This window comes from Agromyces mediolanus, assembly GCF_014648575.1.
Taxonomy (GTDB): domain Bacteria; phylum Actinomycetota; class Actinomycetes; order Actinomycetales; family Microbacteriaceae; genus Agromyces; species Agromyces mediolanus.
Map to the genome: position 1 here is coordinate 1,713,608 of NZ_BMRJ01000001.1, position 12,937 is coordinate 1,726,544.

The 12,937-nt window shown below is 74.1% G+C and carries 16 protein-coding genes; 14 read left to right on the plus strand and 2 right to left on the minus strand.

From position 1 onward, the window contains the following. Window positions 1–812 (minus strand): alpha/beta fold hydrolase (locus IEY71_RS08135; RefSeq protein WP_189084722.1); only part of this gene is annotated, 812 nt, incomplete at its 3' end. Beyond that, window positions 799–1,314, minus strand: coding sequence for a hypothetical protein (locus IEY71_RS08140; RefSeq protein ID WP_189084723.1), 516 nt, complete (start codon window positions 1,312–1,314; stop codon window positions 799–801). The genes IEY71_RS08140 and IEY71_RS08135, both read right to left, overlap by 14 nt. 146 nt (window positions 1,315–1,460) lie before the next feature. On the opposite strand from IEY71_RS08140, the gene phnD reads away from it, so the two are divergent. The 14 genes from phnD to IEY71_RS08210 all read left to right on the plus strand — a co-directional run bounded on the left by phnD (window position 1,461) and on the right by IEY71_RS08210 (window position 12,912). Beyond that, on the plus strand, window positions 1,461–2,363 hold the full coding sequence (gene phnD / locus IEY71_RS08145; protein WP_189084724.1) for a phosphate/phosphite/phosphonate ABC transporter substrate-binding protein: 903 nt from the start codon (window positions 1,461–1,463) through the stop codon (window positions 2,361–2,363). Continuing rightward, a complete protein-coding gene (gene phnC / locus IEY71_RS08150) occupies window positions 2,360–3,184 on the plus strand; it encodes a phosphonate ABC transporter ATP-binding protein (RefSeq protein WP_229781583.1) in 825 nt (274 codons plus the stop codon). The genes phnD and phnC overlap by 4 nt, the downstream gene beginning before the upstream one ends. Further along, the gene (gene phnE, locus IEY71_RS08155; RefSeq protein ID WP_229781584.1) at window positions 3,171–4,040 is read left to right on the plus strand and encodes a phosphonate ABC transporter, permease protein PhnE; all 870 of its coding nucleotides are present in this window, start codon (window positions 3,171–3,173) and stop codon (window positions 4,038–4,040) included. The genes phnC and phnE overlap by 14 nt, the downstream gene beginning before the upstream one ends. Further along, window positions 4,037–4,798 carry a tyrosine-protein phosphatase gene (locus tag IEY71_RS08160; RefSeq protein ID WP_189084725.1) on the plus strand — a complete coding sequence of 254 codons (762 nt, stop codon included), beginning with the start codon at window positions 4,037–4,039 and terminating at the stop codon, window positions 4,796–4,798. The genes phnE and IEY71_RS08160 overlap by 4 nt, the downstream gene beginning before the upstream one ends. Continuing rightward, window positions 4,795–5,445, plus strand: coding sequence for a TetR/AcrR family transcriptional regulator (locus IEY71_RS08165; RefSeq protein WP_229781585.1), 651 nt, complete (start codon window positions 4,795–4,797; stop codon window positions 5,443–5,445). The genes IEY71_RS08160 and IEY71_RS08165 overlap by 4 nt, the downstream gene beginning before the upstream one ends. Before the next feature lie 98 nt (window positions 5,446–5,543). Further along, window positions 5,544–6,209 (plus strand): GntR family transcriptional regulator, encoded by a 666-nt coding sequence (locus IEY71_RS08170; RefSeq protein WP_229781586.1) that lies wholly within the window; start codon window positions 5,544–5,546, stop codon window positions 6,207–6,209. Between the two features lie 108 nt (window positions 6,210–6,317). After that, window positions 6,318–7,091 carry an MBL fold metallo-hydrolase gene (locus IEY71_RS08175; protein ID WP_189084726.1) on the plus strand — a complete coding sequence of 258 codons (774 nt, stop codon included), beginning with the start codon at window positions 6,318–6,320 and terminating at the stop codon, window positions 7,089–7,091. Window positions 7,092–7,116: 25 nt separating this feature from the next. Further along, the gene (locus IEY71_RS08180; RefSeq protein WP_189084727.1) at window positions 7,117–7,902 is read left to right on the plus strand and encodes an NAD-dependent epimerase/dehydratase family protein; all 786 of its coding nucleotides are present in this window, start codon (window positions 7,117–7,119) and stop codon (window positions 7,900–7,902) included. Further along, on the plus strand, window positions 7,899–8,885 hold the full coding sequence (locus IEY71_RS08185) for a phosphoglycerate dehydrogenase (RefSeq protein ID WP_229781587.1): 987 nt from the start codon (window positions 7,899–7,901) through the stop codon (window positions 8,883–8,885). The genes IEY71_RS08180 and IEY71_RS08185 overlap by 4 nt, the downstream gene beginning before the upstream one ends. Further along, the gene (locus IEY71_RS08190; RefSeq protein ID WP_229781588.1) at window positions 8,882–9,688 is read left to right on the plus strand and encodes a hydroxypyruvate isomerase family protein; all 807 of its coding nucleotides are present in this window, start codon (window positions 8,882–8,884) and stop codon (window positions 9,686–9,688) included. The genes IEY71_RS08185 and IEY71_RS08190 overlap by 4 nt, the downstream gene beginning before the upstream one ends. Further along, a complete protein-coding gene (locus IEY71_RS08195) occupies window positions 9,685–10,353 on the plus strand; it encodes a hypothetical protein (protein WP_189084728.1) in 669 nt (222 codons plus the stop codon). Before IEY71_RS08190 ends, IEY71_RS08195 begins: the two co-directional genes overlap by 4 nt. Next, complete coding sequence (gene otnK, locus IEY71_RS08200; RefSeq protein ID WP_189084729.1) at window positions 10,350–11,576, plus strand: 3-oxo-tetronate kinase; 1,227 nt, start codon at window positions 10,350–10,352, stop codon at window positions 11,574–11,576. Before IEY71_RS08195 ends, otnK begins: the two co-directional genes overlap by 4 nt. Continuing rightward, window positions 11,573–12,238, plus strand: a complete 666-nt coding sequence (locus IEY71_RS08205) for a class II aldolase/adducin family protein (RefSeq protein ID WP_189084730.1) — start codon at window positions 11,573–11,575, stop codon at window positions 12,236–12,238. Before otnK ends, IEY71_RS08205 begins: the two co-directional genes overlap by 4 nt. Beyond that, window positions 12,235–12,912: a substrate-binding domain-containing protein gene (locus tag IEY71_RS08210; protein WP_189084731.1), complete on the plus strand. Its 678-nt coding sequence runs from the start codon at window positions 12,235–12,237 to the stop codon at window positions 12,910–12,912. The genes IEY71_RS08205 and IEY71_RS08210 overlap by 4 nt, the downstream gene beginning before the upstream one ends. Window positions 12,913–12,937: the final 25 nt, after the last annotated feature.

Below are 12,937 nucleotides of genomic sequence, written 5' to 3' on the forward strand. Positions count from 1 at the left end.
GCCGGGCCGAGGCCCGCGAGCACGGCGACGTGGCCGTCGCCTTCGCGGGCGTGCAGCTCGGGGTGGGGGAGCGCGGCGGCGATCCGCTCGGCGTGCGCGAAGGGGATGACCCGGTCGCCCGTTCCGTGCACGAGCAGCACGGGCGGCGTCACCTCGGCGAGGGCGACGCCCCAATCGTTCACGAAGGCGACGTCGTCGTCGACCCCGCCATCCGGTCCGAACGCGTCGGCGGCCTGGGCGTCTTCGCCGACCGCGCCCCACTCGCCCTCGAGCGCGGCCCAGTCCACCGGCAGGAACTGCTCGGGGTCGAACACCTCGTGCTCGGCGTAGGCGAGGCGGGCGGCCCGGCCGTCGCGCGCCGCGAGCAGTCCGCCGGGCGCACGCATACCGGCGAACCATCCCGCGCCGTCCACGCCCGTGTCGCCCTCGAACGGCGCCGGGCTCGCGACCGCGACGACGGCACCCACGAGGTCCGGGGCGAGTGCGCCGAGGGCGAGGGCGTGCGGCCCACCGCCCGAGTAGCCGGCCGCGATCGCCCGGGTGGCGCCGGCGGCGTCGAGCACGGCGAGGGCGTCGCGCGCGGCGCTCGCCACAGTGCGGCCGGGGTGCGGCGTCGAGCCGCCGAAGCCCGGCCGGGCGATCGACACGAGCCGCAGCCCCAGACGCTCCGCGTGCGCGACGAGCGGTGCCGGTGGGCGGCCGGTGTGCGGCGTGCCCGGATGCCACACGATCGCGGCCGAGGCATCCACTGGTCCCGTCTCGAAGCTGCGGATCGTGCGCCCATCGGGCAGCACGGTGTCACTGGCTCGCATCGTCGTCCTCCGCGTTCGCGCACTCGCTCGTCGCCCGCATCGTGAGCCGGGCGCGCTCGTCGTCGCCGGTTGCGACGACATCGACCGTGATGAGCTCTCGCCCGACGATCCGAATGTCGAGGTTCTCCCGGCGGTCGAGCGCCGTCACTCGCCGCTGCCACCCCTCCGCCTCGGGGAACGCGTCGCCGAGCGTCGCGGCCCACTCCACCCGGTCGAAGCCCGGATCGAGCTCGACGTGACGCCGGTGCACGGTCTGCTCGCCTCTGCCGGCAACCGGGCAGGGCTGCGTCATGACCTCGGCGGTGCGATCGAGCGCGCTCGCCGCGGGGACCGTCGCCTCGATCGCGTCGAGCTGTGCCGCGACAGCCGAGGCGGCCTGAGCAACGGTGCGCGTCTGCTGCGCCTCGGTGACCGCCACCGCGACCCAGACGGTCCCGCAGAGTGCGACGACGCCCGCCACCGGCAGGGCGACGCGCCAGAACTCCCGCCGCGCTTCCCCCATGCCAGCACGCTACCCGAGCGGGGTCACCGGTCGTTCACGATCCGTTCGATTCGGAGTCCGCCGGTCTCGTAATTGCCGGACACCTTCGGGAGTTGGAATACCGGTGGTCTCGGAATGCCGAGGCATCCCCCTTCCGAAAGGTCATCATGCGCCGCTTCACCCTGCCCGCCGTCGGCGTCCTCGGCGTCGCCGCCCTCGCCCTCACCGGCTGCCAGAGCACCGCCGGAGAGGCGGCCGCCGCCGACCCGAACGCGCCGATCACGATCGCGACGATCCCCGTCGGCGAGGACCCCACCGCCGAGAACCCCGTCGAGGTGTTCGCCGAGCTCCTCGAAGCGGCGACGGGCCGCGACGTCGAGATCACCGACGTGCCCGACTACCTGAGCGTCGTCGAGGCGATCCGGGCCGACCACGTCGACATCGGCATCATGAGCGGCTTCCCCTCGGCCCTCGCCGTGAACACGGGGGAGGTCGACGCGCTCGTCGCGTTCCAGGGCGACGATGCGCCGGTGTCGACCTGCGTCGTGCTCGACGACTCGCCCATCCAGGAGGTCGAGGACCTCGCGGGCAAGACCGTCGCCTTCGCCGACCAGGCGTCGAGCTCGGGCTACTTCATGCCCGTGTACATGCTGCACGAGGCGGGCCTTGAGCGCGACGCGGACTACGAGGCGATCTTCGCCGGCGGCCACGAGGGCAGCTTCGCCGCGCTCGCGCAGGGCCAGGTCGACGCCGCCTGCACCGCGGTCATGCTGACCCAGCTCGGCAAGCCGATGTTCCCCTTCGAGGACGGCGAGTGGCGCGCGGTCGGCGAGAGCCCGGCCATGCCGATCGCGGGCGCCGTGCTCGGCCGCCAGTCGCTCGACGCCGAGACCCGCAAGGTCATCCAGGACGGCATCGCCGAGGTCTTCTCGCCCGAGAACGCCGAGCGGCTCGGCGCGTACGGCTCCTTCGCCGCCGCCCCGCAGACTGTCGACCCGAAGGCCGAGGAGTTCGCCGGCTTCGCCGAGATCGCGGCCGTCGCCGGGGTCGAGCTCAAGGATCTGAAGTGACGCTCGTGGCGGGCGCGCACGAGGTCGAGCCGCGGGTGACGACGGCCGAACTGCGCCAGGCCCTGCCGCTCGTCACCGTGCGCGGCCTCGAGGTCGCCTACGACGCGCAGCGGGTGCTCGCGGGCGTCGACCTGGAGCTGTTCCCGGGCGAGATGGTGGCGCTGCTCGGCGCCTCCGGCTCGGGCAAGTCGACCCTCATGCGGAGCCTCACCGGCTTCGCGCCGATCACGGGCGGCGCGGTGCGGGTCGCCGGGCACGACGTCACGAATCTCCGCCGCGGGCAGTTGCGGACGCTCCGCAGCGAGGTCGGGCAGGTGTTCCAGCAGTTCAACCTCATCCCGCGGCTCAGCGTGCTGACGAACGTGCTCACGGGCGCGCTGCACGACGGGGGGCCCATCAACCTCGTCGGCGGCTTCTCGAGCGCGCACCGCCGGCGTGCGCTCGAACTGCTCGACCGGGTCGGCATCGCGCACAAGGCCCTCGAGCCCGCCCGATCGCTCTCGGGCGGGCAGCAGCAGCGCGTCGCGATCGCCAGGGCGCTCATGCAGCGGCCCAAGGTGATCCTCGCCGACGAGCCGGTCGCCTCGCTCGACCCGAAGCTCGCCGACTCGGTGCTGGAGCTGCTCCGCGAGATCGCGAGCGAGGACGGTATCCCCGTGCTCGTGAGCCTGCACGTGCTGCCGCTCGCGCTCGCGCACAGCGACCGCATCGTGGGCCTGCGCCGGGGCGAGATCCTCGTCTCCGGTCGCACATCGCAGCTGGATGCCTCGGCGCTCGCGCCGCTCTACGAGGATGAGGAGCCCGGCGATGACGAGCACTGAGCCGCGCAGCAGGGTCGCGACCGGCACCTCGGCGGGCGGCCCGAGCGCCGTGGACCCGGTGCTCGCCGCCGCCGAGCGGCAGCGCCTGGAGCGCGCGTTCCGGATGCCTCGCACCCGCTTCCTGATCGGACTGCCGGTCGCGGCGCTACTCCTGATCTGGTCGTTCAACGGCGCCCAGTTCAACTTCGTGAAGCTCGGCGAGGGCGCGGTGAACATGGGGGAGTTCCTCTCCCGGCTGTTCCCGCCGGACTTCTCGAAGCTCGGCACGATCCTCGCGCTGCTGCTGGAGACGTTCCAGATGGCCGTCGTCGGCACCGTGCTCGGCGCCGTGCTCTCGCTCTTCGTCGCGGTTTGCGCCGCCTCGAACATCGCCCCGAAGTGGCTGTACTACCCGACGCGCTGGTTGATGAACATCATCCGCTCGGTGCCGGACCTCGTCTTCGCGCTCATGTTCGTCTCGGCCGTCGGGCTCGGGCCCTTCGCCGGCATCCTCGCGATGACGCTCGGCTCCATCGGCTCGATCGGCAAGATCTTCGCCGAGGCGATGGAGCAGGTCGATCGCGGCCCCGTCGTCGCCATGCAGGCCGTCGGCGCCTCCAAGCGCCAGGTCGTGCAGTACGGCGTGCTGCCGCAGGCGGCGCCGCTGCTCACCTCCTACAGCCTGCTGCTGTTCGAGGGGAACGTGCGCGGCGCGACCATCCTCGGCCTCGTCGGGGCGGGCGGCATCGGCCTCGAGCTCACGACGGCGATGCGCATGTACGACTACGGCCACCTCAGCGCCATCATCATCTGCATCATCGTGCTGGTGACGGCCATCGACCAGGGCAGCGCCCTCATCAGAAGGAGAATCACATGACGATCATCGACGGCCCCGCGCTCGCCCTCAGCGCCCCGGTCAACCTCCGCGACCTCGGCGGCATCCCGATCGACGGGGGAGTGCTGCGCACCGGGCTCGCGATCCGCACCGACGATCTCGCCCTCGTGACGGAGGAGGCGGCCGACGAGCTCGTCGCCGCCGGTCTCACCGCGATCATCGACCTGCGCTCGGCCGACGAGGTCGCCATCAGCGGGCGCGGCCCGTTCGGCTCCCGTCCGGTCGCGTACCACCACCTCGCGCTCATGGCGAACGTGGGCGACTCGATGCGGACGCAGCTGCCGTTCACGCACGAGTCGATGGGGGAGTCCTACGTCGCGATGGTCGAGACCGCCGCGCCGCAGCTCGTGACGGCGCTGAACGTCGTCGCGCACGCCCCCGGGGCGACCGCGTTCCACTGCGCGGCCGGCCGGGACCGCACGGGTGTGCTCGCCGCGATGCTGCTGCTCGCCCTCGGCGCCGACGACGAGGACATCGTCATCGACTACGCCCGCACCGACGAGAACATGCCCGCGATCATGCGCCGCACGCAGGGCGTCATGGGGCCGCTGCTCGCCCGGCTCGGCTTCGACGAGGAGCGCCTGCGCGCCTCGCTGCCCGACGGGCCGATGGAGGTCTCGATGCGGATCCTGCTCGGCACGCTCCGCGCTCGCTACGGCGACCCGCTGACCCCGCTGCGCGACGCCGGGCTCTCGGCGGACACCGTGGCTCGCCTCCGCGCGCGGGCGCTCGCCGCGTGACGAGCCCCGCTCCGCTGGTCGCGCCGCCAGCAGCCGCCTCGACCGGGGCCGCGCACCGCCGCGGTCCCGGTCGGCCGCGCGACGAGGAGCTCGACGGGCAGCTCGTCGCGGCCACGCTCGCACTCATCGATGCCGGTGAGGAGGTGACGGTGGGCCGGGTCGTCGCCCGCAGCGGGGTGAGCCGAGCCGCGCTGTACCGCCGCTGGCCCTCGCTCACGACCCTCATCGCCGCGGCCCTCGACGTCGGCCGCGAGGTGCCGCCCGAGGTGGGCGACGCGGTCGGCCTCCACGAGCTGCTGCTCACCGGGCTCGGCCTCGGCGCCGACGGCGTGGCCCCCTCGGCCCCCGGCTACCCGGAAGCACGGTTCCGCCAGCGCATCCGCCTCGTCATGGCCGACCGCGCGCTGCAGCGGGCGTACTGGACCTCCCACGTCGCCCGCCGTCGCGTGCCGCTCGAACGCGCGCTCGCCGCGGGCGTCGCGCGCGGCGAGCTGCGCGCGGATCTCGACGTCGAGGCCGCGTTCGACGCCATCGCGGGCGTCGCCTACTACCAGCTCGTCGTGCGCGGCGAGCGGATCGACGAGCCCGCGGTCGTCGCGCGGATGCGCGCCGCGATCGAGCTGATCTGGCGGGGGATGCGGGCCTGAGCGGCGCCGCTCGAGCGGCGGTGACGGGCCGCTCGGGGAGTGGCGCGCCCCGGCGGAGATCGCGCTCCGGACCGGGGGCGTGGCCCTACACTGAGGGGATGATCGAGCGGACACCCACGAAGAGGCCGATTGCCGATCAGATGTACGACGTCCTGCTGCAGCAGTTCATGTCGGGGGAGCGCGGCGCCGGCCAGAGCCTGAACATCGGCGCGCTCTCGCGCGAGCTCGATGTCAGCCAGACGCCGCTGCGCGAGGCGCTGGCCCGGCTCGAGCACACCGGCCTCGTCGAGCGCGAGGCGCTCCGCGGCTACCGGGTCGCGCCGATGATGACGCGCACCGAGGTGCAGCAGCTCATGGAGGCGCGACTGCTGCTCGAGCCGAAGCTCGCCGAGCAGGCCGCGCTCCGCAAGACGGATGCCTTCATCGCCGAGTTGCGCGAGGCGGTCGACGAGTTCCACCAGTCCGCCGAGCTCGCCGACATCGAGACCGAGGGCTTCGACCTGTACTGGCGCTCGGACGACCGCTTCCACATGTGCATCGCGGCGCAGGCCGGCAATCGCTTCCTGGAGATGGCGTACGGCGCGCTCGGGGGACAGATCCAGCGCTTCCGGCTGTTCTCGAAGTTCGGCCGCACGGGGGCGCGGCGAGCGGCGCCCGAGCACACGGCGATCTTCGAGGCGATCGAGGCCGGCGACGGTGCGGCGGCCGCGGAGGCGATGCGGGCCCACGTGATCGGGGCGACGGAGCGACTACTCGGCGACTGATCGAGCGCTCGGCGACCGAGCGGGTCGGGCGGTGCCGGTGGGGCAGCCGTCGGGTCAGTTCCCGAGATTGTGCAATACTATAGTCCATACTATTTTGAGGAGGCGGCGATGGAGCGCGAAGGAACCGAGGCGGTGACCGGCGGCGGCGGCTACACGGCCACGCCGCTCGTCGAGGGCTTCCCGGGCAAGTCCGCCTCGCACGGCGCCTTCGGCTGGAGCAGCCTCTGGCTGCTCGACGACGGGGAACGCCGCGTGCTGATCGACGCGGGCCAGCCCGCGTACATCCCGCTCATCCACGAGGGGCTCGCTCGGCTCGGCCTCACCGCCGCCGACGTCACCGACGTGCTCATCACCCACCTGCACTGGGACCACGTGGCGAACTTCACGATGTTCGCCAACGCGACCACCTGGGTCGGGGAGGACGAGCTCGCCTGGGCCGCCGAGCAGCCGGCGGGGACGAAGTTCATCCCCGATCTGCACGTGCAGGAGCTGCTGCGCCGCCGCCAGGGCGTCGAGCGGATGCGCGCCGGGCAGGAGGTGCTCCCCGGCATCCACGCCCTCGCGAGCCCCGGGCACACCCCGCACCACCTCGCCTTCTTCGCCGAGCGCACCGACGACCGCTTGGTCTTCGCGGGCGACGCGGTGAAGAACCTCCACGAGCTCACCACCCTCCGCGCCGACTCGAGCCTGGACGACGAGGCGAGCACCGCCACGATCGACCGGCTGCGCTCGCTCCTCGGCGACACCGCGGGCCTGCTCGTGCCCGGCCACGACGTCGGGCTCGCGCTCGCCGACGGGGCCGTGCGCCGCGTGCGCCCGCAACGCGCCGAGATCGGCTACTTCGCGGATGCCGAGGGCGAACAGGACCGGAGCATCGGCTGACGCCGCTGCGAACGAAAGGACGACGATGACGACCGTGCTCTACACCGGCGGCACCGGCCGCATGGGCCAGGTGATCCGCGAGGGCCTCGCCGGCCGCTACGACCGGGTGGTGCTCTTCGCCCGCCGCGCCCCGGAGGGCGAGCTGTTCCCCGGCGAGGAGCTCGTGCTCGGCGACCTCGCGGAACTCGACCGGCTCACCGAGGCCGCCGCGGGCGTCGACGTGATCGTGCACCTCGGCGGCGTCGCCGATGAAGCGCCCTACGAGGCCATCCGCACCGCGAACATCGACGGTACATACCACGTGTACGAGGCCGCCCGCCGGGCCGGCGTCCGCCGCGTCGTGTACGCGAGCTCGAACCACATCGTCGGCTTCCACCCCTCCTCGGAGCTGCTCGACGAGTCGGCGGCCCTCCGCCCCGACAGCTACTACGGCGTCTCGAAGGCCTTCGGTGAGGCGCTCGCGAGCCTGTACCACGACAAGTGGGGCGTCGAGTCGGTGCTGCTGCGCATCGGCACCTTCCGCCCCGCACCCGAGGACACCCGTCAGCTCGCGCTCTGGCTCAGCTGGCCCGACGGCGTCGAGCTCGTCCGCTGCGCGATCGAGGGCGGCCCGGTCGGCTGCCAGGTCGTCTACGGCACGTCGGCGAACTCGGAGCGCTGGTGGAACGCCGACGCCGGCTGGAACGCCATCGGCTACCGGCCGAAGGACGACGCCGCCGACCACGCCGACGCGGTCGACCGCAGCAAGACCGTGCCCGCCTTCCACGGCGGCGCCTTCACCGCCGCCGACTACGAGGGAGGGATCTGGTGACCGGAACCGCCGACGTCCTCATCACGACCGCCTTCCTCCGCCCAGGCGACGAGGTCGACCTGATGCTCGGCGCCGCCGGGCTCTCCACCCGGCACGTGCCGGACCTCGCCGCCCTCGGCGAGGCGGAGCGCGCCGAACTGCTCGCCGGCGTCCGCGCCATCATCGCGGGCACCCTGCCGCTCACCGCCGAGCACCTCGCCGCGGCCGAGCGCCTCCAGCTCATCGTGCGAACCGGCGTCGGCTACGACAGCGTGGACCTCGACGCGGCCACCGCCCGCGGCATCCCCGTCTGCATCACGGCCGGAGCGAACCGCCAGGCCGTCGCCGAGCACGTCTTCGCGCTCATGCTCGCCGTCGCCCGCCGCGTGCCCGAGAACATCCAGAACCTGGCGGCGGGCAGCTGGCAGCAGCTCACCGGGCGCGAGCTCGCCGGCGCCACGCTCGGCATCCTCGGCCTCGGCTCGATCGGCAAGGCCGTCGCCACCATCGCCGCGGGCTTCGGCATGTCGGTCGTCGCCTACGACCCCTATTTCGACGAGGCGTTCGCGGCCGCCAACGGCATCCGCCGCGCCGAGCTCGACGAGGTGCTCGCCGAGTCCGACTTCGTCACCCTGCACCTCTTCCTCGACGACTCCACCCGAAACCTCATCGACGCCGCACGCCTCCGCACCATGAAGCGCGACGCGGTGCTCGTGAACACGGCCCGCGGAGGCATCGTCGACGAGGACGCCCTCGTCGCCGCCGTCCGCGACGGGGTCATCGGGGGAGCGGCGCTCGACGTCTTCGCCACCGAGCCGCTGCCCGCCGACAGCCCGCTGCTGCACACCCCCGGCATCCTCGCGACCACCCACGTCGCGGGCGCGACGCGGGAAGCCCGCGGCGAGTCCGGGCGGATGGCCGCGGCCAACGTCATCGACGTGCTGAGCGCCGCCGGCGCCCCCCGCTTCGTCGTGAACCCTGGCTACGAGGGGGTGCCCGCGTGATCGTCGAGACGGCCTCGGGGCCCGTGCGCCTCGCGGCGAACCTCAAGTGGATGTTCACCGAGCTGCCGTTCGAGCAGCGCTTCGACGCGGCCGCCGCGGCGGGATTCACCGCCGTCGAGTACGCCTCGCCGTACGAGTTGCCGGCCGAGCGGATCCGCGAGCTGCTCGCCGGTGCCGGGCTCGCCCAGGCGCTCATCAACACCCCGGCTGGGCCCGCGGGCTCGGCGACCGTCATGGGCGCCGGCTTCGTGCCGGGTGCGGGGGAGGAGTTCCGGGCCGGCGTGCTGCAGGCGCTCGACTACGCGACCGCCATCGGTGCGCCCGTCGTGCACGTCATGGCCGGGCTCCGGCCCGAGGGCGTCGACCCGCAGCTCGCCTTCGCCGGCTACGTCGCGCACATCGGCTGGGCGGCCGAGCAGGCCCGCGGCACCGGCATCCGCCTCGTGCTCGAGGCGATCAACAAGCGCGACCAACCCCGCTACGGCCTCGCCACGATGGAGACCGCCGCGGCCGTCGCCGAGGCCGTCGACCCGGAGACGGTCGGCGTGCTCTTCGACGTCTACCACGCGCAGATCGACGGCGGGAACGTCATCGAGCGCTTCGAACGGCTCGTGCCGCGCATCGGGCACGTGCAGATCGCCGACAACCCCGGCCGCGGCGAGCCCGGCACGGGGGAGATCGCCTACGAGCGCGTGCTCGCACGCATCGCCGCGAGCGAGTACGACGGCTGGATCGGGCTCGAGTACGGGCCGGTCGCCGGCACCGTCGACGGGCTCGGCTGGACGGAGAGGATCCGAGGATGACCGACCCGAGGATCGCGCTGATCAGCGCGACGCCGCTCGCCATCGCACCCGCCGCCGCGGCCATCGCCGCGCAGTTCCCCGAGGGCACGGTCTGGAACCTGCTCGACGACCGCCTGCTCGCGGACGCGCAGGGCGAGGGCGGGATCACCGCGCCGCTCGCCGCCCGGATGGACCGGCTCATCGAGCTCGCCATCGAGGGCGGCGCAGACGGCGTGCTGCTCACCTGCTCGCAGTACGGCGCGCGCGCCGAGCTGCGCGACCCCGCGGCCGACGGGGTGGCCGTGCTCGCCGCGGACGGCCCACTGTTCGACGCCGCCGTGGCGCTGGGCGCCGCCCGGGTGCTCCTCGTCGCCTCGCTCGACTCGGCCGCCGCCGACAGCTCGACCCGGCTCGCCGCCGCCCTCGACGCGGCCGGCGTCGCGACCGAGCTCGACACGCTCGTCGTACCGGCCGCCGCGAAGCCGCAGCCCGAAGCCGAGCTCACGGCCGTGCTCGCCGCGGCGATCGAGGCGGCCGCGCCGGGCTACGACGCCGTCGTGCTCGCCCAGTTCTCGCTCGCCCCGGCCGCCGCCGCCCTCGCCGAGCGCTTCGGCGTGCCGGTGCTCGACGCGCCCACGGCGGCGGCGAGCCGACTCGCCGCGGAGATCGCGAGGCGCGGCCGATGATCGGCGTCATCGCCGACGACGTGACGGGTGCGACCGACGTCGCGGCGGCGCTCAGTCGAGCGGGACTGCGCACCCTGCTCTCGCTCACGACAGAGCTCGAGCCGGGCGAGGTGGAGGCCGACGCGATCGTGATCGGGCTGAAGACCCGCTCGATCCCGGTCGCCGACGCGGTGGCGCAGAGCCTCGCGGCCCTCGCGGCACTGCGCGCGGCCGGTGCCGAGTGCGCCTACTTCAAGTACTGCTCCACCTTCGACTCGACGCCCGAGGGCAACATCGGGCCGGTCAGCGAGGCGCTCGCCGCCGAGCTCGGCGCGGCCCTCGTCGTGACGACCCCGGCGGCTCCGCTGCACGGACGCACCGTCACCGGCGGGCGGCTCTTCGTCGGCGGCGTGCCGCTCGACGAGACGCACATGCGCGAGCACCCGGTCACCCCGATGCGGGACTCCTCGGTGCCGCGGCTGCTCGCGCCGCAGCTCGCCGGCGAGGTCGGCCTGCTGCCGCTCGAGGTCGTCCGGGCGGGCGCCGCAGCGGTGCGCGACGCGGTCGCGGCCGCCGAGGCATCCGGCGTCGTCCAGCTCGTCGCCGACGCGGCCGAAGACGCCGACCTCGAAGTGATTGCGGAGGCGATCGACGGCGCACCGCTCGTCGCGGGCTCGGCGGGCCTCGTCGGCGCGCTCGCCCGGCGTCGCCCCGCGAGCGGGCGCTCGGCGAGCGCCCCGCCCGCCGGCCGCACCGCGATCATCGCGGGCAGCTGCTCGCGCCGCACGCTGGAGCAGATCGATCGCTTCCAGCGTTCCGGGGCGCCCAGCTACCGCCTGCGTGCCGAGCGCGGCGACACCGCCGAGGGCCTGGCCGCCGGCGCGCTCGCCTGGTGGGATGCGCACTCGGGCGACCGTTCCGCCCTGATCTACTCGTCGAGCCCCGCGGCCGAGCGCGACGCCGAATTCCCCGAGGCGGGCGAGCTCTACGAGCGCACCGCCGGACTCATCGCCGAGGGCCTCGCGGCGCGCGGCGTGCAGCGGCTCCTCGTCGCCGGCGGCGAGACCTCGGGCGAGGTCGTGCGCGCGCTCCGCATGGGCACCGCGGTCGTCGGCGAGGAGGCCGCGCTCGGCGCGCCCTGGATCCATGACCCGCACCGATCGCTGCACCTCGTGCTGAAGTCCGGGAACTTCGGCGAGCCCGGGTTCTTCGTCGACGTCGCCGAAGCGGGGGCCGGCGAGTGAGCGGCGCCGGGCCCGCGGCGCTCGCGGTCGAGCGCATCGCGCACGCCATCCACCGGCGCGGCCTCAGCCACGGACGCACCGGCAACCTGGCGGTGCGCGACGGCGAGCACATCCTGCTCACCCCGACCGGGGTCAGTCTCGGCGAGGTCGAGGCGGGGGCGCTCTCGGTGCTCGATGCCGAGGGGCGCCGGCTCGACGGGCCCCGCCCGACCAAGGAGGCGTTCCTGCATCTCGCGGTGCTCCGCACCCGGCCCGAGCTGAACGCCGTCGTGCACACCCACTCGCCGTACGCCGCCGCGCTGTCGTGCCTCGACGGGCTCGACCCCGAGGCGCCGCTGCCGCCGCTCACCGCCTACTTCGCGATGCGGGTCGGCGCGCTGCGCCTGCTGCCGTACCTCGCGCCGGGGGATGCCTCGGGCACCGCCCTCGTCGAGGAGGCCGCCGCCGCGAGCCACGCCCTGCTGCTGCGCAACCACGGGCCCGTCGTCGCCGGTAGCGATCTCGATGGTGCGCTCGACGCGCTCGAGGAGCTGGAGCACACCGCGCAGCTCTTCTTCCTCACCGCCGGGCACCGCACCGCTCCGCTCAGCGCGGAGCGGGTCGCGGCGCTCGCCCAACCGCCCATCCAGCCGCCTCTCGAGGGAAGGACCCCCGCCGCATGATCACCCTCTACAGCGGCCTCGTCGTGCGCCAGCCGCTCGTCGACTCGCTCATCCCCGCCTTCGAGGCGGAGACGGGCGAGCGCATCGAGGCGACCTTCGAGCCGACGACGGTGCTGCTCGATCGGATCGCCGCGGGCGAGCGCCCCGATCTCGTGCTCGGTGTCGCCGCTTCGGTCGGCGAGCTCGCGGCGCAGGGCGTGCTCGACCCCGAGACCGTCACCGAACTCGCCGTCTCGGCGATCGGCGTGGCGCGCCTGCCGGAGACACCGTCGCTGGCGGATGCCTCGGCCGAGGCGTTCCTCGACCGGCTGCTCGAGGCCCGGGCCGTCGCCTACTCGCTCTCCGGCGCGAGCGGGCTGCACTTCGCCGGGCTCCTGCGGGAGCGGGGCCTGCTCGAACGCCTCGACGAGCGCGCGGTGCGCTTCCCGGCCGGGCTCACGGCGGAGGCCGTCGTGGACGGCCGCGCCGAGCTCGCCATCCAGCAGCTGAGCGAACTGCGCTCGGTGGACGGGCCCCACCTCGTAGAGCCGATCCCGCACGAGCTGCAGTCCTACGCGCGCTTCGCGATCGGCGCGCGCATCGGTGCGCCGGCCGCCGCGCGAGACTTCGCGGCGTCGCTCGCGGGGGAGCGGGCGCTGGCGGCGTTCGAAGCCGTGGGGCTCAGCGCCCCCTGAACCGTGCCGGCCAGAGCCGGCATCC

What these genes read in the sequence shown, in the direction of transcription:
- IEY71_RS08175 (WP_189084726.1), top strand. Translation starts at nt 6,318, where the DNA reads ATGGAGCGCGAAGGAACCGAGGCGGTGACCGGCGGCGGCGGCTACACG.
- otnK (WP_189084729.1), top strand. Translation starts at nt 10,350, where the DNA reads ATGATCGGCGTCATCGCCGACGACGTGACGGGTGCGACCGACGTCGCG.
- IEY71_RS08195 (WP_189084728.1), top strand. Translation starts at nt 9,685, where the DNA reads ATGACCGACCCGAGGATCGCGCTGATCAGCGCGACGCCGCTCGCCATC.
- IEY71_RS08210 (WP_189084731.1), top strand. Translation starts at nt 12,235, where the DNA reads ATGATCACCCTCTACAGCGGCCTCGTCGTGCGCCAGCCGCTCGTCGAC.
- phnD (WP_189084724.1), top strand. Translation starts at nt 1,461, where the DNA reads ATGCGCCGCTTCACCCTGCCCGCCGTCGGCGTCCTCGGCGTCGCCGCC.
- IEY71_RS08160 (WP_189084725.1), top strand. Translation starts at nt 4,037, where the DNA reads ATGACGATCATCGACGGCCCCGCGCTCGCCCTCAGCGCCCCGGTCAAC.
- IEY71_RS08180 (WP_189084727.1), top strand. Translation starts at nt 7,117, where the DNA reads ATGACGACCGTGCTCTACACCGGCGGCACCGGCCGCATGGGCCAGGTG.
- phnE (WP_229781584.1), top strand. Translation starts at nt 3,171, where the DNA reads ATGACGAGCACTGAGCCGCGCAGCAGGGTCGCGACCGGCACCTCGGCG.
- IEY71_RS08140 (WP_189084723.1), bottom strand. Translation starts at nt 1,314, where the DNA reads ATGGGGGAAGCGCGGCGGGAGTTCTGGCGCGTCGCCCTGCCGGTGGCG.
- IEY71_RS08170 (WP_229781586.1), top strand. Translation starts at nt 5,544, where the DNA reads ATGATCGAGCGGACACCCACGAAGAGGCCGATTGCCGATCAGATGTAC.